At 48.3% G+C, this 20,365-nt stretch carries 14 protein-coding genes; 9 read left to right on the top strand and 5 right to left on the bottom strand.

What is annotated here, in order from left to right:
- Positions 1–23: 23 nt before the first annotated feature.
- From E2I14_RS08295 to E2I14_RS08275, 5 genes are all read right to left on the bottom strand, one after another.
- Positions 24–1,169: a hypothetical protein gene (locus E2I14_RS08295; protein WP_133327365.1), complete on the bottom strand. Its 1,146-nt coding sequence runs from the start codon at positions 1,167–1,169 to the stop codon at positions 24–26.
- Positions 1,170–1,619: 450 nt separating this feature from the next.
- A complete protein-coding gene (locus E2I14_RS08290) occupies positions 1,620–1,805 on the bottom strand; it encodes a hypothetical protein (protein ID WP_133327363.1) in 186 nt (61 codons plus the stop codon).
- Between the two features lie 154 nt (positions 1,806–1,959).
- Positions 1,960–5,268 carry a pullulanase-type alpha-1,6-glucosidase gene (gene pulA, locus E2I14_RS08285; protein ID WP_133327361.1) on the bottom strand — a complete coding sequence of 1,103 codons (3,309 nt, stop codon included), beginning with the start codon at positions 5,266–5,268 and terminating at the stop codon, positions 1,960–1,962.
- Positions 5,269–5,793: 525 nt separating this feature from the next.
- Entirely contained in the window at positions 5,794–8,076 is a 2,283-nt protein-coding gene (locus E2I14_RS08280; RefSeq protein WP_133327359.1) for a putative bifunctional diguanylate cyclase/phosphodiesterase, read from the bottom strand.
- 261 nt (positions 8,077–8,337) lie between these two features.
- On the bottom strand, positions 8,338–9,363 hold the full coding sequence (locus E2I14_RS08275; RefSeq protein ID WP_133327357.1) for an AraC family transcriptional regulator: 1,026 nt from the start codon (positions 9,361–9,363) through the stop codon (positions 8,338–8,340).
- Between the two features lie 185 nt (positions 9,364–9,548).
- On the opposite strand from E2I14_RS08275, the gene E2I14_RS19650 reads away from it, so the two are divergent.
- The 9 genes from E2I14_RS19650 to E2I14_RS08235 all read left to right on the top strand — a co-directional run bounded on the left by E2I14_RS19650 (position 9,549) and on the right by E2I14_RS08235 (position 20,340).
- Positions 9,549–11,087, top strand: coding sequence for a flavin-containing monooxygenase (locus E2I14_RS19650; RefSeq protein WP_227544666.1), 1,539 nt, complete (start codon positions 9,549–9,551; stop codon positions 11,085–11,087).
- Positions 11,084–12,010: an alpha/beta hydrolase gene (locus tag E2I14_RS19645; protein ID WP_227544664.1), complete on the top strand. Its 927-nt coding sequence runs from the start codon at positions 11,084–11,086 to the stop codon at positions 12,008–12,010. The genes E2I14_RS19650 and E2I14_RS19645 overlap by 4 nt, the downstream gene beginning before the upstream one ends.
- Positions 12,007–12,777 carry an SDR family oxidoreductase gene (locus E2I14_RS08265; protein ID WP_133327355.1) on the top strand — a complete coding sequence of 257 codons (771 nt, stop codon included), beginning with the start codon at positions 12,007–12,009 and terminating at the stop codon, positions 12,775–12,777. The genes E2I14_RS19645 and E2I14_RS08265 overlap by 4 nt, the downstream gene beginning before the upstream one ends.
- Positions 12,778–12,831: 54 nt before the next feature.
- Positions 12,832–14,421 carry a GMC family oxidoreductase gene (locus tag E2I14_RS08260; RefSeq protein ID WP_133327789.1) on the top strand — a complete coding sequence of 530 codons (1,590 nt, stop codon included), beginning with the start codon at positions 12,832–12,834 and terminating at the stop codon, positions 14,419–14,421.
- Positions 14,422–14,805: 384 nt separating this feature from the next.
- Positions 14,806–16,113, top strand: a complete 1,308-nt coding sequence (locus E2I14_RS08255; RefSeq protein WP_133327353.1) for an ABC transporter substrate-binding protein — start codon at positions 14,806–14,808, stop codon at positions 16,111–16,113.
- Positions 16,110–17,075 (top strand): carbohydrate ABC transporter permease, encoded by a 966-nt coding sequence (locus E2I14_RS08250; RefSeq protein ID WP_165967795.1) that lies wholly within the window; start codon positions 16,110–16,112, stop codon positions 17,073–17,075. The genes E2I14_RS08255 and E2I14_RS08250 overlap by 4 nt, the downstream gene beginning before the upstream one ends.
- Before the next feature lie 2 nt (positions 17,076–17,077).
- Positions 17,078–17,902: a carbohydrate ABC transporter permease gene (locus E2I14_RS08245; RefSeq protein ID WP_133327351.1), complete on the top strand. Its 825-nt coding sequence runs from the start codon at positions 17,078–17,080 to the stop codon at positions 17,900–17,902.
- A gap of 25 nt (positions 17,903–17,927) precedes the next feature.
- A complete protein-coding gene (locus tag E2I14_RS08240) occupies positions 17,928–19,289 on the top strand; it encodes a GH1 family beta-glucosidase (protein ID WP_133327349.1) in 1,362 nt (453 codons plus the stop codon).
- Between the two features lies 1 nt (position 19,290).
- Positions 19,291–20,340: an ABC transporter ATP-binding protein gene (locus E2I14_RS08235; protein WP_133327347.1), complete on the top strand. Its 1,050-nt coding sequence runs from the start codon at positions 19,291–19,293 to the stop codon at positions 20,338–20,340.
- Positions 20,341–20,365: the final 25 nt, after the last annotated feature.

Here is a 20,365-nt window from a genome sequence, read left to right as displayed (position 1 = left end):
TCACTGTTTAAATTGGAACGGACTCATTTACTTTCAAATATGCCTTTCATTACGCTGGCTACGCCGACATTAACGGCGGTATTGAGAGCAACGATTTTTTGCTTGTCCACGATCGCGTCCGTTATGTCCACTATTGGGAATTGACTGCTAAAAAATAGGCGTCCATCGGCGTAAGCCTGAGATGTAATTAATTTGCCAGAGTCAAAATCGATGAGCGCTGCCTGAAAATTGATAAAGGCTGTCATGGGAACGATGGTCTCAGGGCCAGTATCTCCCGTAGCGACCACGTTTGAATCTCTATAAAAGCCTTGACCCGCCAATCGATTGCCAATCAAAGCTTGGTTGGAAAATTTTAACTGTACCTTTCCCTTTTTTGGCAGCGCCAAGAGAAGCCGTGAGTGCGCTGGCGGTTGTAACGCTTCCTTCAATTTCCCGATCAGTGTGGTGACGTCCGAGCTACTGCTGACATCGAGCTCGTTCACGTTTATGTTAAGTTTTTCTAGATCGATGACAGCGCTGTCGTATTGATTGCGACGCTCTAAGTTGGATTGAAAGGCAGAAGCCATTAATCCCACAATTTTGGGATTTGAGACGTCAATTTTGTTGATGTGATCGCTGTTAAGATTTGAGCCGGTTTGCGAATCGTGTGCAGCAAAGGTCAGCGTTTTACCAATTTCGGAAGCGACGTAGTAGGTTTGGTCGATGGAATTGAAGTAACGGTATGAAATTCCATCGACGTTGGTTCCATCAGCCTCAGAATTCCAACTCGGTGAGACATGCGTTCCCGACAGCGTAATATTGTTTTTTAATACGGGGGCTTGAGCGGCGAGATAAATGCACGATACGCCGTTGAAATTAAGTTGGGCGACTAATTTACCATCGCGGTTTTCTAATTTAAATCGATTTCCCGATGTGCTCCTCGGTGGATTCTGTGAAAACTCGATTGGCGTAATGACGAGTGGTTCGGTCAGTCCAACTTTGACACCTGCGATACGGTATTTTCCGTCCACTGGTATTTCAATGACATTCTTGGTCGTGTCTGCAGGGTTGCAGACCTGCAAGCGGCCAATTTCCAATTGCATATTTTCTTGCGCATATGCGGAAGTGATGCCGAGTAAATTAATTGTGACGAGCGAAAGCGATGCGATGTTGCCTATCAATGTTTTCATAGTTATGTTGTGTGGCGGGTTGGGAAAAGGAAGGCTGCAACAGTCGAGCTGGTGATGAATGTGCCATCCTAGCGAATCTTACGCGAATGGGCTATGCCCTAAATAGGGCATTTACAAGCCGAGCTCCGATCTATATTCGCGCAAAAGATGCTTTATTGCAACTTTTAATTGAGGCGTGGATTTGGTCGAGTTGTGCTGTGCTGCACCGGTTGGGTTATTCTTAGATACTTCGCTGGAAGCTACGCCAAAAATATACGTTAATCGCTACGCGATTAATAAGCCATTTTGGTTGAGGTAGATTGATTGTGGGCACTGTCGGGTGATTTTTTGAACAGATCTTCGGCGTAAATACTACTTGGTGCCAAAAGAAATTGCCGCATTGATTGGATTGCAAAATCAAGGCGGCACAAGTTCCAACGAGGAGAATCAAACGTTATTGCTTTTAAATACTTACGCCTGTAGCGACGAACCACCGTGCTTGGTCATGGCGTCACGCATTTGCTGCGCGATTGGACTTAACGGTTCTTTGACTAGTCGGCAAACAGGAAAGCAATTTCGACAGTCGCAAATTGCTTCAGGATTGAATTTCGGCGATGGTTGGTCATCGAGGTCGATTGAGTAATATTCACTGGTCATGAGGTCTCCATTTTTTTTGATTAAAGCATCATCCAAACTTGAGAGTTGGCGCACCTTATTTTTTATCAAATTAACGTGTGCGGCAGAATTTGAATCAATTTTTATAACTAAAATCCTTGATTTTAAATTCTGCCGCGCGCTCACAAATAATACGTCAATTTTGCACAAAAACCGCGGTTGTGCGCGCAGGAACTGAAAAATTTCCTGAGCTAAACGTCGCTGTTTTCACTCTCGCATCGCTTCCGTTTGCTTGCAACGGATGCAGGCTAATCGTCAATCCCGCAGCGCCACTTAATGTGAAGTTTTGGGCAATTTTATTCGCGTTGAATAACACGATAATGCTCTTGTATTTACTGTCACCACAACCGGATGCGCCGGATATTTTCATCACGATTAAGCCTGCTTGTTGTGCGCCTTGATCTGGGAAGCTCACACAACTAGAAATCGCTGCTGCCGTTTTAAGGCGGAACATTGAGCTATCTTTACGAATTCTTAAGAAATCTTGGAAGGCCAACGTCGTGCTGCTAATATCGGCGCTCACTGGACTCAAGGCGGTGTTGTTAAGGAACGGTGTCATGGTCGATAAATTGGTCGCATTGTTGCCCGTATTTTGCGGCGGCGCACCTACTGCCCAGTTATTGTTTGAGCCGCTCCAATTGATCAGATTGAAATAGTCACCCGAATCGTAGCTATTGCTGTCCATTGATTTAGAGCGCAGCATGTCGTCGCCGCCATGGAAGAACGGCACGCCTTGTGCTAACGCGACTATCGATAGGCCAACGACTTGAGCGCGGGCGCGATCGGCTGTCGTGGTGGCGATTGGATGCTTATATTGGCTGACGTCGAAAACAGTCTCGTTGTCATGCACCGAAATATAGGCGATGTTTTCTTGCGGAGTGCCTGTATAGCCGGTCGCTGAGCCAAAATAATCGACTTGCGCGCCAGTGGTGGTTGAGTTCAACGGGAAGCTTGCCAAATTACCTGCTAAGCCAACGCTGATCCGGTTCTGCAAAATGAACAAACATTGTTGTTGATTCAGTGAGCCGCTAGCGCAACTGGTCAAGTTTGCTGCCGTTGTGTTACAGCTTGACCCATCGTTGTTGTCGTAGCACAGACCATTGATAAAACCTTGATGCGTCACCATGCCGTTGCTGTTATCAAATGGACTGCCGCCGCGCACCGCATCACGAATGCGATCATTAAAGGTGCCGATTCCGGTTCCAGCCATGTTGGCTTGTTGTGCATTGACAAAGCTCAAACCAGATTGGCCCCAGCCTTCGCCATAAAGGTAGATGCCAGGTCCATTTGCTGTGCGGCGACCGTCGGCTAATGCGACTTGGTTCAATGCAGCTTGGGTATCGAGCATGACTTGTTTCGGAATCAAACTCATGATGTCAAACCTAAATCCGTCCACTTTATATTGACTAGCCCAACGTGCGAGGGTGTCGATCATCAGTTTTTCAGTCATCGCATTTTCTGTCGCTAAATCCGGTCCGGCACCTGAAGCAGTATTCGGATTGCCGCTAGCGCCAAGACGGTAGTAATAGCCCGGCACAATTTGATCTAAGATCGAATTGGTATTTTGGCCGGCAGCTGTGGTGTGGTTATAAACCACGTCCATAATTACGCGCAGACCGATGCTGTGTAAGCCTAAAACCATATCGCGGAATTCACGCACTCGGGTTGTGCCATCGTTAGGATTGCTTGAGTAGCTTCCCTGCGGCGCGCCATAAAGCAGTGGATCGTAGCCCCAGTTAAAGCAGTCGCTCTTTTGTGCTGCAACCACGGCGGTCGCGGCACTCGTCGCCGCGCCGATGGCTGGGCTAATGGTTGGTGATGAACAATGTAGTTGATCGACCGTCGCAAATTCAAACGCTGGCAATAGATGCACATGCGTTAAACCCGCTTGCGCCAAGGCCGACAAATGCATCATCCCATTGCCGGAATTATTTGCGCTAGCAAAGGCTGCAAATTTACCCGCTGCAGCACTGCTAACGCTGGAGTCGCTAGCGGAAAAATCGCGCAGATGTAATTCATAAATTGCGCTATCAGTGCCGTCCAGTGTCGCAGGTAATGTCTGCCCATTCCAGCCCGTTGGCATGGCAACCGAGTCCGCTAAATTCAACACCATGGAATGATGGTTGCCAGGATTGGTGAGGTCTAATCCGTTCAAGGAGACTGAATAAGGATCGGCCACTGTGTTAGTCACAACAGTGCCACCGGCAGCATACATTGAATAGACTTTTACGCTATAGGTGTAATAGGCCGAATTAGTCCAGCTGGTGTTTGGTGCGGTATAGCTCCAGATTCCAGTTGCTGGGTTTAAGGTCATTGTTTGTGTTGCTGATGCGGTGGTGGCGGTCGCATTAGGATAAATATTTAATGTGACTGACTTGGCAGTTGGTGCCCACACGCTAAATGTGGGTACGTCAGCGGCAAAGGTCACGCCAAGGTTGGCAGTTTGTGCTGCACTCTGCTGAGTCGGTGAATAAATACTATCGAGTAAGGGTGCTAGCTGCAATTGAGTGCCGTCCGTCGCCGTGGTGCTAGAGGATGATTGGACAATGGCGACTTCACCGGTAATTATTGTCGCGATTTGTGCTGCAGTTAATGCGGTCGACAATTTCAATACGGTGGCGCTGGCATACTGCGGATACTTTGTTTGCACCGCGCTCGGCAAGCTGCTAAAACCTGCTGCAACGACGGTTAGTGGATATTGCGCATCGTAACCGCTAACAACTCCTGCGCTACTGACCGTTAGTCCGCCGTTGAGCGCGGTTGTCAATTGGTATTGCGCTGTGCTGGACGCGCCAGGCCAAACAAAGGTATCCGATGTCAGCCACACTGCGCGGGCGTTGGAGAAATTAAATGCCGCTGGTTTAGGTGGCTCAGTGGAATAGGCTGTGCATACGCCAGATACCACCCAAATTTCTTGACCGGCGGTTGCTAGGTTGGCGTTTAAATTGACCGTCGTATTGTTCCCACTGGCGCAATCTTTGGCTGCATCAGTTCCCGCTGCATTGGGACTGGAAATCAGATAATTCATTTGGGTTTGGGTCGTGTCCATTGGAATATCGACGTGTTTACCCCAACCATCGCCATCCGCGGTGGTGAATAAAAATGGGCTTCCCGGCCAACCACTTGAAGGCACTTTTGGCCCTTGCCACGAATAGACGCCCCAACTCGCTTCACCGCCTTGGCTACGATAAAAATGCACGCGCATTACGCCAGCAGCAGGCGGGGTGTCGGCCACTGGAGCGGGTGGGGGCGTGACTACGCCGCCACCTGAGTTTGATACTCCTACTCCGCCACCACCTCCGCCTCCGCAGGCGCTAAGTAGCAGAGTGAAAGAAGTTAGCGCGATAAGGGCAACGCGTTTTTGTGTGATTTTTGTCCTAAATACTGTGGCAAATAGGCTGCCAAAGGACGAAGCAATACCTTGCTGATTTGAATAAATCGCCATCATTGTCTCCGAATTTTTTTATAAGTGTTTTTTGTTTTTTGGCGACTAATTCGCCGACGAGCTGAGTCCTAAAAAATCAATCTCGTAATTTATTATGTAGCTAAACTAAATTAAATGTATACATAAAATTGAAAATAAATTTCACAATTCAGAATTTAATTTAATTAAATCGCTATAAATCAATTGCTTATAAAATGAGGCATTATTTAAAAGTAGTTAAACTACATTTAAAAATGTAGCTGTACGTAAATATTTTTGCGTGAGCCAAAGCGCTTTAAATTGCCTTTAAAAACGCGAGTGTTTTGATTCAGTATCCATCGACGATCGTCGCTGCAACCAGAGTTGTAATCGGAGTGCTGACGATATTTAGCCGATTGCAGAATAGAAGAGTGAAAAGATGCGGGGATATTGAGCGCTTATTGCGCTCCGCCGACTAGATAGGCGCACAAGTTAAGTGGGCCGGTTTTGAGTGTTGGTGCGTGAATATACGGTCGTATGCTGGCGCTGATGTTCTCGTGTTGGCCTTTAAGGCTGATCGATTAGTGCATCAAAGCGATGCGCCAACCAAGCCTCTGCCTCGTTGTACCGCAACGGTTTGGCGAACAAGTAGCCTTGGAGTTCATGGCATCCCGCTTTGCGGGCGGCTTCCGATTGGTCGGTGGTTTCTACCCCTTCAGCGACCACATGCATGTTTAACGCTTTGGCTAATTGGCAGATAGAAACCACGATAGCGGTTGCTTCTTGTGATGGCAGCGGATCAATCAGCGCGCGGTCGATCTTTAAGGTCTGCACCCGCAATCGGCGCAACATGCTTAGCGATGAATAGCCGGTACCAAAATCGTCCATCGCCACGTGGATTCCCATGTGTTGCAATTGACTGATTTGCTGCTGGGTTTGATCGAGGTCATTAATGGCGGCGCTCTCGGTAATTTCTAATGTGAGCAACCGTGGTGGGATATTGAACTTGGCGATGACATCCCGAATCAGCTCGGAGAAGTTTGGGTCTAGTAACTGGATCGGCGACACATTGACGGCGACCGGAACGCAATCGCCGAACTGGTGATACCACGTCGCGATCTGGCTGCAAGCCTCGTCTAATAACATGCTGCCCAAATCATTAATTAACGCTGTTTTTTCCGCCACCGCGATAAATTCGGCTGGATTGACATTGCCTTTGCCCGGTCTTATCCAGCGTGCTAAGGCTTCAAAACCCATTAATTGGTGGGTGAGTGCGTCAACTTTGGGTTGATAGAAAAGCGTGATTTCGCGCTTAATAATGGCGTTTTTTAACTCTTGTTCCTGCTCCATTGCGCGACTGAGCGACTCTTCAAATTTAGCATCGGCCATGACGATAGACGTGCCGGGAATTTTTTTGGCTTGATGCATGGCGGCGTTAGCGGCGCGCAGCAATCCATCGGCATTGCGCGCATTGACGGGATACATCGCTTGGCCGATCGCCAGACTAATAAAATAGTGGCGACCTTCGATTTGCAAGGGCTGTTTGCACAGTTCGATCAATTTAGCATTGAGTTTTTCGATATCGAACACGCTGATATTAATCAAGCCAAACTCATCGCCGCCGATACGCATGACTTCGGTCTCAACACCGACTGCTGCGCTTAATTTGCGCGACAGCTCCAGCAATACTTGGTCGCCGATAACATGCCCTTGGCCCTGATTAAATAATTTAAAGCGATTGATGTTTAAGATGGTCAGAATGCAAGTGGCGTGATGCTCATCCATATAACAATATCGATGGAGCTGTTGAATTAACATACGCCGATTAGCTAAGCCCGTGAGTTCATCATGGGTTTCTTGGTACGACAAGGCCATGGCGGAATTGATTAAGTCGGTTTCATCCGTGATCAGAATCTGCGCCGCAAGTTGATGTTCCCATTCGATGAGCCAAGCCGTAAAAGTCAGGCTGAGAACTTTTCCATCCGCACGCTTATGTTTCTCACCCCAAACGGCGGTATCCATTTTTTGCTCTTGCAGCTTTTGATAGTAATAGTGGAATTCGCTGCTATCGATTGGGCTGCTCGGCTCGTTTTGGCTAACCTGATTTAATTCGGCGGTACTTGTGCAGCCATAGATTTTTTGCGCCGCGACGTTGGAATACAGCACCGTTTGGTCGTTTAAAACCAGCACGCCTTGCGGCGATTGTTCGGTCATTAATTTGAATTGGTCAAACGCTTTTTTTATTTCCCGCTTGGAGCGATGGAGCGCGGAAAACAGAAAAATAAAGCCAATTACTACACGGATCAGGGCGGCTTCTAAGGCTTGGATGTGGATGTATTTTAAGACGCCAAGAATAACGATTAATTGGGATAAGCCGAGCAAAATGACGAGCGGGCCAAGATAGCGTTCAACCGATTTTTTTCTCCATAGTCGAGCGGTCGAAAAAGCGCCAAGAACTACTTGGATGATCAGGGCAAAGCTACTTTTGACCAGCAATGCGCCGGGCGATGGTGGAAACATCAGCACAAGAAAAATGACCGCTGAACCGCCGATGATCTGCTTTTGCGATAGCTTAAATTGCGCTAGCCGATTCATGCTGCTAATTAAAAATCCCAAATTCAACGTGGCGCAACACACGGTGAGCAACATCGCGCCAAACCGCACGGGCGGGACATTTTGTAAGTAGGTCAGGAAACCAAGTGTGAAGAGCGCTGTAGCAAGTGTGGAAAACGCAAAGTCACGCACGAATTTTTGTGACCGATCAAAATTCCAGACAATCAGCATGGCGATCCCAGTAAACAAGGGAATAAACATGCTCAGTAAATACAGCAGCGATTGTGTTTGAGTCATTGGATAGAGCGTCAATTCTGGTTGAAATATGCGTGCTTAGCCGAGTCGCCTAATGAAAAAAGCGACGTTGATGTAGTCGGCCACGATTAATTGCAGCGAGGTTGTTGCGGGTTCGCTGAGATATTTATAACCTAATTTCCTTGCAGCAATTATAGGTCAAAGTTTGCGATCTTATTTAAATAGTTACGATGTTAAATCGGTATTGTTGGCGCAAATTGGTAAAAAAGTTGAGTGCCTGTCTAGCACTATTGGCATATTTTTTTACGCGCTGCGCTGGTTTTTATAATGAAGCGGCGCCACGCCCGTCCAACGTTTAAACGATTGCGAAAAACTCGACGCATCGCTAAATCCCAACCTCTGCGCGATGTCGGCAATACTAAAGTCGCTGTTGGTCAGATAATCCATCGCTTCAGAGCATTGGAAATCCTTTACCAATTGCCGAAACGAGGTGTTTTCATTGGCCAGCATGCGCTTTAATGTGCGCTCGCTGGTGTTAAGTAAGTTCGCCATGTCTTCCAGTTTGGGAATTTGATACAAGTTCATCCCTAAATATTGATTCACAACCGCCGTCGTTCCGAGTTTGGAGCGCCTTTTTTCCAGCAGCTCAGCGCAGTATTGATCGCACATGGTGGCGGCGGTGGGGTAGGCCATGGGTAGTTTTTGCGCTAGGTAACTATTTTCAAAAACCAGCGAATTCGTGTCTGCACCAAATACCGGCGCTACACCAAATACTTTTTCGAATTCGGCTTTGTGAGTAATTTGGCTGAGGTTGTGTCGGAAAGTGACTTGGTGCAAAGAGAAAGAATCGCCCAATATGCTTTTGAATAAGGCCAGTCCAGCCGCCATATCGCGGTGCAGCAGGAATCGTTTTAGTTCTTCGTCAAAAGTGGTCTCGTCGAATTGCAAATGGATTAGTTGTCCGTCATCGTGATAGCGAATCGTTGAAAAAGTAAACGTCAACGGCAAAAACCGCATCGCATGGCGCATTGCGTCACCCAGCGTGGCGCAGCTAATCAAGCCAAATCCCCACATGCCGTACACCGACGGTTTGTAGCGTTGACCAAGGTGCAGGCCAAGTAATGGTTTGGCTTTGGAGAGCTTGAGTAAATTCTTGGTGACGCGAATTTCTTGGGCGGCCGAAACTTCAGTATTTGGGTCACTAAGCTGGCTGATCGATACCATGCTGCCTCGCAGCAATTCATGCGAATCTAGGCCATGCTCTTTACCCATTTCTACCTGCAGGGCAATACTTGCTGCACTGCGGGTGAAATCCAAAATGCTCATCATTGGCCGCCAAAAACTTGTTGTAGGTGGCCTATATTCTAATGTATCTGGCCTAAAACAACATTCGCAGATCGGGGTTTCTATACAACAATACTTAAAACTATTTTGCCGAAAAGGTGACTTTTCAAATTCAGGTTTAGGACTAGGATTTGCTTAGATCATAATAAGACTCAAGGAGACGAATTGTAATGACACATACGGCTAAAAGTATTGAGCAATCCTTACAGCAAGCAGCACCAATAAAAACCATCAAAAAAGCCATCATCATCGGGACGGGATTTGCCGGACTTGGGATGGCAATCGCGCTCAAGAAACACAACATCCATGATTTTGTGATTCTGGAAAAGCAGCACGATGTCGGCGGCGTGTGGCGCGAGAACACCTATCCCGGCGCGGCCTGTGATGTGCCGTCGCATTTATATTCTTTTTCGTTTTACCTCAATCCCAATTGGAGCAGAACTTTTGCCCCGCAAGCCGAAATTTATGCCTACTTAAAGGACTGCGCCCAGCGTTACCGATTGCGGCAACACATAAACTTCGGCGCGGAGGTCAGCGCCGCCAGCTTTAACGAGTCCGAACAGATTTGGCAGGTCAGATTAAAAAGCGGCCAAGTCTTGTATAGTCGTATGTTGATCACAGCAATGGGGCAATTGAGCCAGCCTGCCTTCCCCAAAATCGAAGGGCGTGAGAGTTTCAATGGACCTAGCTTCCATTCCGCACGATGGGATCATTCGATCAACTTAAGCGATAAGCGGGTCGCGGTCATTGGCACCGGCGCATCCGCGATTCAATTCGTGCCCGCGATTGCTCAGCGGGTGAAATCGCTGAGCGTGTTTCAGCGCACCCCGGCTTACATCATGCCGCGCCCAGATGGCGCCAACAGCGGATTGAAAAAGCGTTTGTTTGGCCAATTTCCCATTCTGATGAAGTTGCAACGCTTGGCCTACTACACGCAGTACGAATCGCGCGCCATCGCTTTTACACGCTTTAAAGGCTTGATGAAATTCGCGGTGGGAATTCCTTTTCGACGTCTCCTTGCTAGCCAAATAGCCGATCCAACATTGCGCCAAAAAATGACGCCCGATTATCAAATCGGCTGCAAGCGCATTCTGCTTTCCAGTAATTATTTTGAAGCGTTCAATCGTCCTAACGTCCAACTCGTGACCGACAATATCACCCGCATTACGCCTAGCGGCGTGCAGACTAAGGACGGTAAAACGCATGACGTTGATTTGCTGATTTACGGCACCGGTTTTGCAGCGACCGAGTTCTTAGCTCCTCTGACCATTACAGGTGTTGGTGGCATCGATCTCAATACTGCTTGGGCCGATGGTGCTAAAGCCTACCTTGGGATTACAGTGCCAAAGTTTCCCAATTTTTTCATGTTGTACGGCCCCAATACCAATCTTGGACATAACTCGATAGTCTTTATGATCGAGAGCCAAATTGCTCACGTGATGCGGTGTATTAAAAAAATGGAGCAAACCAAGACCAACGTGATTGAAGTGCAGCCCAATGAATATGAGCATTTCGCTACCACCGTACAAAAGAATTTAGCGCATACCGTTTGGACTGGCTGCCAGAGTTGGTATATCGATGGCCGTGGCTATAACAGCACTAATTGGCCTGGATTTACCATTAGCTACCGTTGGATTACTAAGCGCCGCAGTTTGGAGGGGTATCGGCTTTCATCTTCATCTGGAGTGACATTGCGAGGAGCAGCATGATAGTCAAAATCGAACCACCTTCTGGCATCATTGAAAATGGTCAAGCTGCCTTTTTGCGCGGCTTTTTACGACTCACCTTTAAATCCGCAATCGGGCCGCGCCTAGGCGTTAAAGCACAACGCCGTTGGGTGCACATGCTGTCATTGTTGATGCCCGGACGATTAGGTATAAGCCGACGCAGCCTAGACGTAAATGGACTTAATATTCAAATCGTTAGCTCACATAATGCCAGTGCCACAAGCGTGATTCTGTACCTGCATGGCGGCGCGTTTTGTTTAGGGAATCACTTCACGCATCGCAGCCTGTGCAGTCTTTTCGCGCTTGAAAGTGGCTTGCCGGTCTGGATTCTGAATTACCGTTTAGCACCCGAACATCCCTATCCCAGCGCGTTAGACGATGCGGTGGTGGCTTACCAAGAATTGCTAAGGCAAAGTTATGCGCCGCAAAACATCATCGTCGCGGGCGATTCGGCGGGTGGCTCTTTGGCAATCGCGTTAGCGCTGCGTTTGAAACAACTCGGTATCCCACAGCCGGCGTGCCTGACCTTGATTTCTCCAGTGACAGACGGATTAGCAGTGCGGCAAGAGCAACTGTTCGGTGGCCGTGGTGAGCCGATGATTAATGAAGGCTGGTTGACACAAGGAGTGAATTGGCTGAACGCGCCAAGCGGTTCGGAATTCTCTCCACTCACGGCAGACCTAAGGGGCTTGCCGCCGACATTGATTCAAGTCGGTGAGGAAGAAATTTTGCTCAACGATTCTTTGCAACTGGAGCAGAAGTTAAACCAAGCGGGCGTATCGTGTCGCTTGGAATGTCATCTGCAAAGGTGGCATGTGTTCCACCTGCAAACGCTGTATTTACGTTCTGCTAAGCTCGCCATCCGCGCGATGGCGCAATTTGGACTCTCGCATCTACCAGCATGAAAACAAGCAAAACTATCCTTATCACTGGCGCGGCCTCAGGCATAGGATTGGCAACGGTTCGGCTGTTTTATACCAACGGATGGAAAATCATTGCCGCCGATATTAATCAAGTTGCGCTCAAGGCATTACAAACTGAGTTGGGTGACGAGATCGTTGCCATCCAAGCCGATATCAGCACACGCAACGGCGCAAGTGCGCTAATGGCTGCTGCGAGCAGCGCAACCCAAGGTAAATTGGATTGCCTGTTTAACTGCGCTGGCCTGTTGCAAATGGGGCCGCACTCCTCAATTGACCCGCTGCTGATTGATCGCATGATGGACGTCAACATCAAAGGTGTGCTGTACTGTATCGACGCCGCATTGCCTTTGCTCAAAAACACCCCCGACGCGCATATTGTCAACATGAGTTCTACCTCAGCCGAATATGGCTCGCCCGATCATGCGGTGTACAGCGCCAGCAAATTTTTCGTCAAAGGTTTAACCGAAGCGCTCAATATCGAGTTTGAACCATTAGGCATCCAAGTTAGCGCAATTATTGCTCCTTACGTGAATACGCCCATGGTCAATAATGCGAGCGTGAAAGCCGCTTCGGTGCAAAAGTTAGGCGTCAAAATTGAAGCCAACCAAGTCGCGCAAACGGTATGGAAAGCCGCGCACGGAAACAAAGTCATTTGGCGAGTCGGAATGGATGCGGTAGCGCTAAACCTACTAAGCAGATTATTCGGCTCAGCAGCAAAACCGATCGTAAAAAACTTAACGGGTTATTGAAAAGCAGTTGTTGACACAGTATTTATTGATAAAAATGAGGAGACAATAATGAGCATGAAAGAATTTGATTACATCGTCATCGGCGGTGGTTCGGCAGGCAGCGTGATTGCAGGGCGTTTAACAGAAAATGCATCGACCACGGTCGCCTTACTAGAGGCGGGTGGCAAGGGCGATAGTTGGGTAGTCAAAACCCCAGTTGGTGCGGTCGCGATGCTGCCGACCAAAATCAATAACTATGCTTATGAAACAGTGCCCCAACCGGGATTAAATGGGCGGCGCGGCTACCAACCACGTGGTAAATGTTTAGGTGGATCATCCGCGATTAACGCGATGGTATATATCCGCGGTCATCGGATTGATTACGATCACTGGGCTGAGTTGGGTAATGTCGGTTGGTCGTACAACGACATGCTGCCGTATTTTATTAAAAGCGAAAATAACTCCGTCATCAAAGATAGTTACCACGGCAATGCGGGCCCGTTGCATGTCCAGAATCTGCAAAGTAATAATCCATTTCAACAAATCTATTTGAATGCCGCCAAAGAAGCCGGCTTCCCAATCAACACCGATTTTAACGGTGCAGAGCAAGAGGGCGTGGGGATTTATCAAGTGACCCATAACAACGGCGAACGCTGGAGCGCCGCGCGCGCCTATCTGCATCCGCACATGGGTAAACGGTCTAATCTGGATGTGCAAACCGATGTGCAGGTTGAGCGTATTCTGTTTGAAGGAAAACGCGCCGTTGGGATTAGCTTTACCCAAGGCGGCGTCAAGCAAGAACTGCGCGCTCGTAAGGAAGTAATTCTGTCTGCTGGTGCGTTCAACTCGCCGCAGTTGTTGATGGTCTCAGGGGTTGGCCCTGCTGCTGAATTACAAAAACTCGGCATCCCGCTGGTGCACGATTTACCTGGCGTCGGACAAAATCTGCAAGATCATCCCGATTTCATTTTTGGTTTTGAGGCCAAGAGTTTGGACTTAATCGGCATCTCCTTGAGTGGTAGCGTCAAGATGACTGGCGAGATCATTAAATACATCAATTCACGTACCGGAACAATTGCCACCAACTTTGCCGAGGGCGGTGCTTTCCTAAAAACCGATCCAAGCTTGCCCGCACCAGACGTGCAACTGCATTTTGTGATCAGTATGGTCGAAGACCACGCACGCAAATTGCATATGGCGCACGGTTACTCTTGCCATGTGTGTTTATTGCGACCAAAGAGTCGCGGTCAAGTTACTTTAGCCAGCGCTAATATGTCCGATGCGCCATTGATCGACGTGGGATTTTTAAAAGAGGATGAGGATTTAGAAACGCTAGTCAAAGGTTACAAGCTAACCAAAAAATTATTAGACGCGCCTAGCCTAGCCAACGTGCGCCAAAAGGACGTGATCACCGCCGATGTGCATACCGACGACGATATCCGCCACATTCTGCGCCAACGTAGCGACACCGTTTATCACCCAGTCGGCACTTGCAAAATGGGCTCAGATGCAATGGCGGTCGTTGATGCTCAGTTAAAAGTGCACGGCATTAGCGGCTTGCGCGTGGTCGATGGCTCCATCATGCCAACGCTCATCGGCGGCAACACCAATGCGCCGATTATTGCGATTGCGGAAAAAGCGGTCGATTTGATTCGCGCAGCGTAGTGGTTTCGATGGTGATGAGTTTTTGTGGTCGCCCCGGAATAAGCGCAGCGTACAACAACTGCATAGGACTAAAAACTAGCTTCTAACGCCGTTTTTGCCGCGATTGAAAAGCCTCCATTACGGAGGCTTTTTTGTTACGGACGGAGTTAATCTTTGGTGCGTATTGGGCGGCTTTTGATCTATGTTTGTAGTGAAAAATTAATATGAAAATTATTTAAGCTACTAACTCTATCCATTCGGTTAGGATAAATCCGAGGAAAGTGTTTAAATTTTGCTGCCTGCTTGATACTATGTGCAATTGGAAACGCTTTCACTCCGACCAGCAAGGTCCGATGCCCCACAAATACAATCAACGAGACAACTCTATTGCGTTCCGGAGACCCGATGCAAGGAACAAACCAATGGCGTGGCAAGTTTGGCCCGCTCATTACGACGACGTGTGCGCTAGCCGGACTTGTGCTGTGGCTTAGCCTTAGCTTATGCAGTGCCGCTTATGCCACTCAAGCGTCCCCCGCGTTAACCGTTGCCGCTTTTCCAGCCATGGATGAAATCGTCCGCGCCGCCATCCCTGCTTGGAAAAAAATCCATCCCGATATTGATGTCAACGTCGTCAGTTTGCAGATCGCCGATCACCATTCCGCGATGACGACAGCGTTGTTGACCGGCTCGCATTTGCCGGATGTGATGGCCTTAGAGTTTGGCTATCTCGGTCGGTTTGCCCAAGGCGGTGGATTAGAAGATTTGGCCGCACCCCAATATGGCATGCGCAATTATCAAGCGCTGTACGTGCCGTATGCCATTGCGCAGGCGACCAGCAAAACCGGCACCATTGCTGCCGCTCCGTCGGATATTGGACCGGGCACATTACTGTATCGGGCTGATTTATTAGCCCGCGCGCACGTGACCGAAGCCGAACTAAACGGCTCGTGGGATAGCTTTGTTGAGGCCGGTATCAAGATCAAAAAAGCCACTGGCGCTTACTTGGTATCGCACGTGCAGGATGTCACCGATACCATGATACGGGTGGGTTGTAAGCCGGGAGAGGGATTGTATTTTGACGCGCAATCGCACGTCTTGGTTAAATCGGCGCGCTTTGTGCGAGCGTTTCAAATCGCCAAAAAAGTGCGCGACAATCATCTGGACGCAAAAATGACGCATTGGTCCACTGAATGGACCGAAAGCTTTAAACGCGGCACGCTGGCCACCCAGCTATCAGGCTCTTGGTTGGCGGGACATTTGGGTAATTGGATGGCACCCAATACGGCGGGATTGTGGCGCGCCGCGCAGTTACCCGAACACAGTTGGGCCGGCTTTGGCGGGACCTTTTATGCTATTCCTAAAAATATCCCTGAGCAGCAAAAACAAAATGCGTGGAAGTTGATTCAGTTTTTAACCCAAAATCCGCAAATCCAACTTGCTTCGTTCAAAGAACAAAATGCCTTTCCCGCACTGTTATCGACTTACAACGATCCGTTTTTTGATGAGCCGATTCCTTTTTTAGGCGGGCAAAAGGCGCGTCTAATTTGGCGCGAAGCAGCAGGGCACATCCAAGCGATTTCAGTACATAAGCAAGATAAGTTTGCTGAGGAAGTGATTAACACCGAACTCGATAAAGTACTCGATCAAGGCAAAGATATTAACGCCGCCTTGGATGATGCCTATCGCTTGTTAGAAAAGCGAGCATTCCGATGAGTTCGCTCACTACCGTCACAACATGGTTGAAAAAAAATCGTGTGCCTAAGCGTTATGCGCCGATTATTTTTTTGACGCCGTTTGTCGCTTTGTTTTTAATTTTCGGCATGTTTCCCATGTTGTTCTCGCTGTTCTTGGCGTTTCAAAGTTGGGAACCAACCGCTGGTCTGTCGGCCATGCAATACGTGGGTTTAAGTAATTTCACGTTTGCCTTATCCGACGAATGGTTTTGGAAATCGTTTAAAAATACGGTTTGGATGACCTTGGTGTCTGGCATTCCGCAACACGTAATCGCCATTCCGCTGGCCTGTTTTATTCATCATTCTTTCGGGCGGCTGCGTAATTTGGTGGTGGGCGTTTATTTTGTTCCTTACATTACCTCTACAGTCGCGATTGCCATGATGTTTGGCACCTTGTTTTCGAGCGACTACGGAATGATTAATCAAGGCCTGCATAAATTAGCGAGCATGCCCTTAATCGGCTCATATTTCCCGCAACAAAATATTGATTGGATAAGCAATCCAGAGCATTTGCAACCCGCAATTGCCATGATTATTTTTTGGCGTTATCTGGGGTTTAATATTGTTCTGTATTTGGCAGCGCTGCAAACCATCCCAGCGGAGTTGTACGAAGCTGCTACGATGGATGGCGCGACCCGCATGCAAAAGTTTTGGCACATCACGTTACCGAGCTTGCGTCCGATGATTTATTTTGGTGTGACGCTGTCGTTGATCGGTGGACTGCAATTATTTGAAGAGCCTTTTATCCTCACCAACGGCAATGGTGGATCGGATCAAGCTGGGATGACGAGCGCGATTTATTTGTATCGGATGGCGTTTGACTTTAACGATTTCGGTGCGGCGAGCGCAATGTCGTGGATTTTGTTTGTCATTATTGCTGCGCTGACTTATGCCACTAACTGGGTCTTCCGTGAACGTCGTTCGACTAGGGAAGAGGGCTAAGCATGAACAACCTGAAAGTCACAAAATACCTAATTAATGTATTGGTGCTGATCGGCGCGTTCATTATGCTCACGCCGTTTTATTTCATGTTTGTGTTCTCTACCCATTCGCGCACGGAGATTTTTAGCCTGCCTCCGCCGACCTTTTTTGGTGATGATTTCTTTCTCAATCTGCACATCATGCAGCAACATATTCCATTCTGGAGCAGTCTAGGTTGGAGTTTGTATGTGGCCTTGCTTTCGACTTTTTTGACGCTGATCTTTTGCTCGATGGGCGGCTATGCGTTTGCGATGTTCCGCTTTCGCTGGAAAAATCAGCTCTTCGGTTTTGTCATGGGAACCATGTTGTTGCCGTCTTTTATGACCATGATTCCGACGTTTATGATTATCGATGCGCTCGGTTGGATTGATCAGCCGCGCGCGCTTTATATCCCGAGTGCGGCCAGTGCTTTTGGAATTTTTTTGATGCGCCAATTTATTTCGACCTCAATCCCCAAAGACTTAATTGAAGCCGCGCGCATGGATGGTTGCTCTGAGCTGGGAATCTATCGCCATATCGTGCTGCCCCTACTTAGACCAGCTTTGGGGACGTTAGGCTTAGTCACTTTTATCGCGTCATGGAATAATTTTATTAGTCCATTAATCGTCATGCGCTCGGCGGAAATCGCGACGCTGCCGCTGGCATTGCGTAAGTTGCAAAGTCCGGTGAATACCGAGTGGGGCGCGCTGATGGTGGGTTCTGCAATTGCAACGATTCCGCTCTTGATTTTATTTATTATTTCCTCGCGCCAGTTAATTTCTGGTTTAACTGCTGGTGCAGTTAAATAGCGCGTTACGCTATTTTTAATTATTTATGCCGAACCATTCTTTGCCTAACTCTTCGGTCAGTCTTGCCAAAGACCATTTTCCATCCGACTTTGTGTGGGGCGTTGCGACCAGCGCTTTTCAAATTGAAGGTGCAGCCAAGCTAGACGGTAAAGGCCCGTCAATTTGGGATGAGTTCTGTCAGATACCGAAGGCGATCTCAGACGGCAGCAATGGCGATGTTGCTTGTGACCACTATCATTTATTGGAAACCGATCTGGATTTGATCGAGCAGTTAAACGTCGATGCGTACCGTTTTTCGATCTCTTGGCCGCGGGTGCGCCCAACGGGTGCGGGTCAGTGGAATGAAGCGGGATTGGCATTTTATGACAGGCTGTTTGACGGTTTGCTAAAACGCGGTATCAAGCCTTATGTAACATTAAATCACTGGGATTTACCTGCCGCGCTTCAACATCAGGGCGGCTGGGCTAATCGTGAAACCGTTGAACGATTTGTGGAATACGCTCAATTGATACACGCGCGCTTTGGTGATCGGATTGCTTCTCTTGTTACTCATAACGAACCGTGGGTTATGGCGACGTTGGGTAATGAGCTGGGCATCTTTGCTCCCGGGATGAAAGACCGCGCTATCGCAGCGCAAGCATCGCATCATTTATTACTCAGCCATGGTCTAGCAGTACGCGCATTGCGTGCTGCTGGGGCTGCCTATCCGCTTGGAATCGCACTTAATTTATCGCCCATGCACGCCGTGACGGCGAGTGCGGAAGATCACGCCAAAGCGCGTTTAGAAGATGGCAAATTATTGCGTTGGTACATGGACCCGCTATTTAAAAAGTCCTATCCAGCCGACGTGTGGAGCCATTTGGGTGCTGATGCGCCAACGGTGCTGCAAGGTGACTTAGACTTGATCGCAGCGCCGATTGATTTCTTGGGAATCAATTACTATTCCCGCACCATAATTAGCGCGGAGCAGCCTTGGGATGCTAAAAGTAACGGCAAGCCGGTTACTGACATGGGCTGGGAAATCTATCCCGCAGGTTTAACCGAGCTGTTAGTGCGTATCCATCAGGACTACCAAGTTCCCACCATGTTTGTAACCGAAAACGGTGCGGCATTTAAAGATCAGCTAATTAATAATCGCATCCACGATCTAGAACGTACCGACTATCTCAAACAACATTTGTTAGCGATCCATGCAGCGATGCAGCAAGGAGTCAACATGGGTGGCTACCTTGTTTGGAGTTTGCTTGACAATTTTGAATGGGCTTGCGGCTATGAAAAGCGTTTCGGAATTGTGCATGTGGATTACCAAACGCAACGTCGCACGCTGAAAGACAGCGCCTTGTGGTACCAAGATTTTTTACGTCACTCTAGCAAAGAGCATTCCTAATATGTGCCACATTCAATTAAAAGCAATTAGCAAAAGTTATGCTAATAACGACGTTATTAAAGGCATTGATATTTCCGTGGAAGACGGTGAATTCATGGTTTTTGTTGGCCCTTCTGGCTGCGGAAAATCAACTACCTTGCGCATGATCGCAGGACTAGAATCGATTAGTTCGGGCGACCTTTTTATTGACGGTGTGCGCTCCAACGACATGCATCCATCGGAGCGCGGAGCGGCAATGGTGTTTCAAAGCTACGCCCTGTATCCGCATATGACGGTGAGAGAAAATATGGGTTTTTCACTCAAAATGGCTGGCCTAAAACGCGCGCAACGCGACGAACAGGTGGCGCACGCAGCAGATATTTTACAGATTAGCGATTTGCTCGACCGTTACCCCAAAGAGTTATCTGGCGGTCAGCGTCAGCGAGTTGCGATAGGGCGTGCGATTGTGCGTAAGCCCAAAGTATTTTTGTTTGATGAACCACTCTCTAACTTGGATGCATCCTTGCGCGTGAGCATGCGAATTGAATTGTCGCGCCTGCATAAGCAATTAAAAACGACCATGATCTATGTAACACACGATCAGGTTGAAGCAATGACGATGGGTGACAGAATTGCGATTTTTAATGCGGGTCGAGTAGAGCAGATTGGCCGACCGGTGGATGTTTATCGTCGTCCTGCCAATAAATTTGTGGCTCAGTTTTTGGGCTCACCGACGATCAATTTCATTGCGCGTCCGACTCCTTCCAGCGCACCAGAATTACTCTCGTTATGGAATCAGTTTGGCTCGCTCAGTAGCAGCGCAGTTAGTGTCGGTATTCGACCAGAAAATATCCGATTGGTCGCATCGCAAGAAGGTGTTCCGGCGAAGGTGGTGTTAGTAGAATATTTAGGCGATACCTTGATTGTGCATTTCAAAGTCAACGGCTGTGAGGAAATTTTAAAAGCACGGCAAAGCGATGCACAACTCCCTGTTGAGGTGGGCGACTTGATAAACGTGCAGGTCAACCCAGATGCGGTGCTGGCTTTTGATGAGCAGGGTAAATTAATCTGATGCTGCACATCGCTGCTTTGTGAAA

This window comes from Sapientia aquatica (genome assembly GCF_004358105.1).
In the GTDB taxonomy this organism is placed as follows: Bacteria; Pseudomonadota; Gammaproteobacteria; order Burkholderiales; family Burkholderiaceae_D; genus Solimicrobium; species Solimicrobium aquaticum.
This window is presented reverse-complemented; position numbering and strand designations above follow the sequence as displayed.

What these genes read in the sequence shown, in the direction of transcription:
- E2I14_RS08295 (WP_133327365.1), bottom strand. Translation starts at nt 1,169, where the DNA reads ATGAAAACATTGATAGGCAACATCGCATCGCTTTCGCTCGTCACAATT.
- E2I14_RS08290 (WP_133327363.1), bottom strand. Translation starts at nt 1,805, where the DNA reads ATGACCAGTGAATATTACTCAATCGACCTCGATGACCAACCATCGCCG.
- pulA (WP_133327361.1), bottom strand. Translation starts at nt 5,268, where the DNA reads ATGGCGATTTATTCAAATCAGCAAGGTATTGCTTCGTCCTTTGGCAGC.
- E2I14_RS08280 (WP_133327359.1), bottom strand. Translation starts at nt 8,076, where the DNA reads ATGACTCAAACACAATCGCTGCTGTATTTACTGAGCATGTTTATTCCC.
- E2I14_RS08275 (WP_133327357.1), bottom strand. Translation starts at nt 9,363, where the DNA reads ATGATGAGCATTTTGGATTTCACCCGCAGTGCAGCAAGTATTGCCCTG.
- E2I14_RS19650 (WP_227544666.1), top strand. Translation starts at nt 9,549, where the DNA reads ATGACACATACGGCTAAAAGTATTGAGCAATCCTTACAGCAAGCAGCA.
- E2I14_RS19645 (WP_227544664.1), top strand. Translation starts at nt 11,084, where the DNA reads ATGATAGTCAAAATCGAACCACCTTCTGGCATCATTGAAAATGGTCAA.
- E2I14_RS08265 (WP_133327355.1), top strand. Translation starts at nt 12,007, where the DNA reads ATGAAAACAAGCAAAACTATCCTTATCACTGGCGCGGCCTCAGGCATA.
- E2I14_RS08260 (WP_133327789.1), top strand. Translation starts at nt 12,832, where the DNA reads ATGAAAGAATTTGATTACATCGTCATCGGCGGTGGTTCGGCAGGCAGC.
- E2I14_RS08255 (WP_133327353.1), top strand. Translation starts at nt 14,806, where the DNA reads ATGCAAGGAACAAACCAATGGCGTGGCAAGTTTGGCCCGCTCATTACG.
- E2I14_RS08250 (WP_165967795.1), top strand. Translation starts at nt 16,110, where the DNA reads ATGAGTTCGCTCACTACCGTCACAACATGGTTGAAAAAAAATCGTGTG.
- E2I14_RS08245 (WP_133327351.1), top strand. Translation starts at nt 17,078, where the DNA reads ATGAACAACCTGAAAGTCACAAAATACCTAATTAATGTATTGGTGCTG.
- E2I14_RS08240 (WP_133327349.1), top strand. Translation starts at nt 17,928, where the DNA reads ATGCCGAACCATTCTTTGCCTAACTCTTCGGTCAGTCTTGCCAAAGAC.
- E2I14_RS08235 (WP_133327347.1), top strand. Translation starts at nt 19,291, where the DNA reads ATGTGCCACATTCAATTAAAAGCAATTAGCAAAAGTTATGCTAATAAC.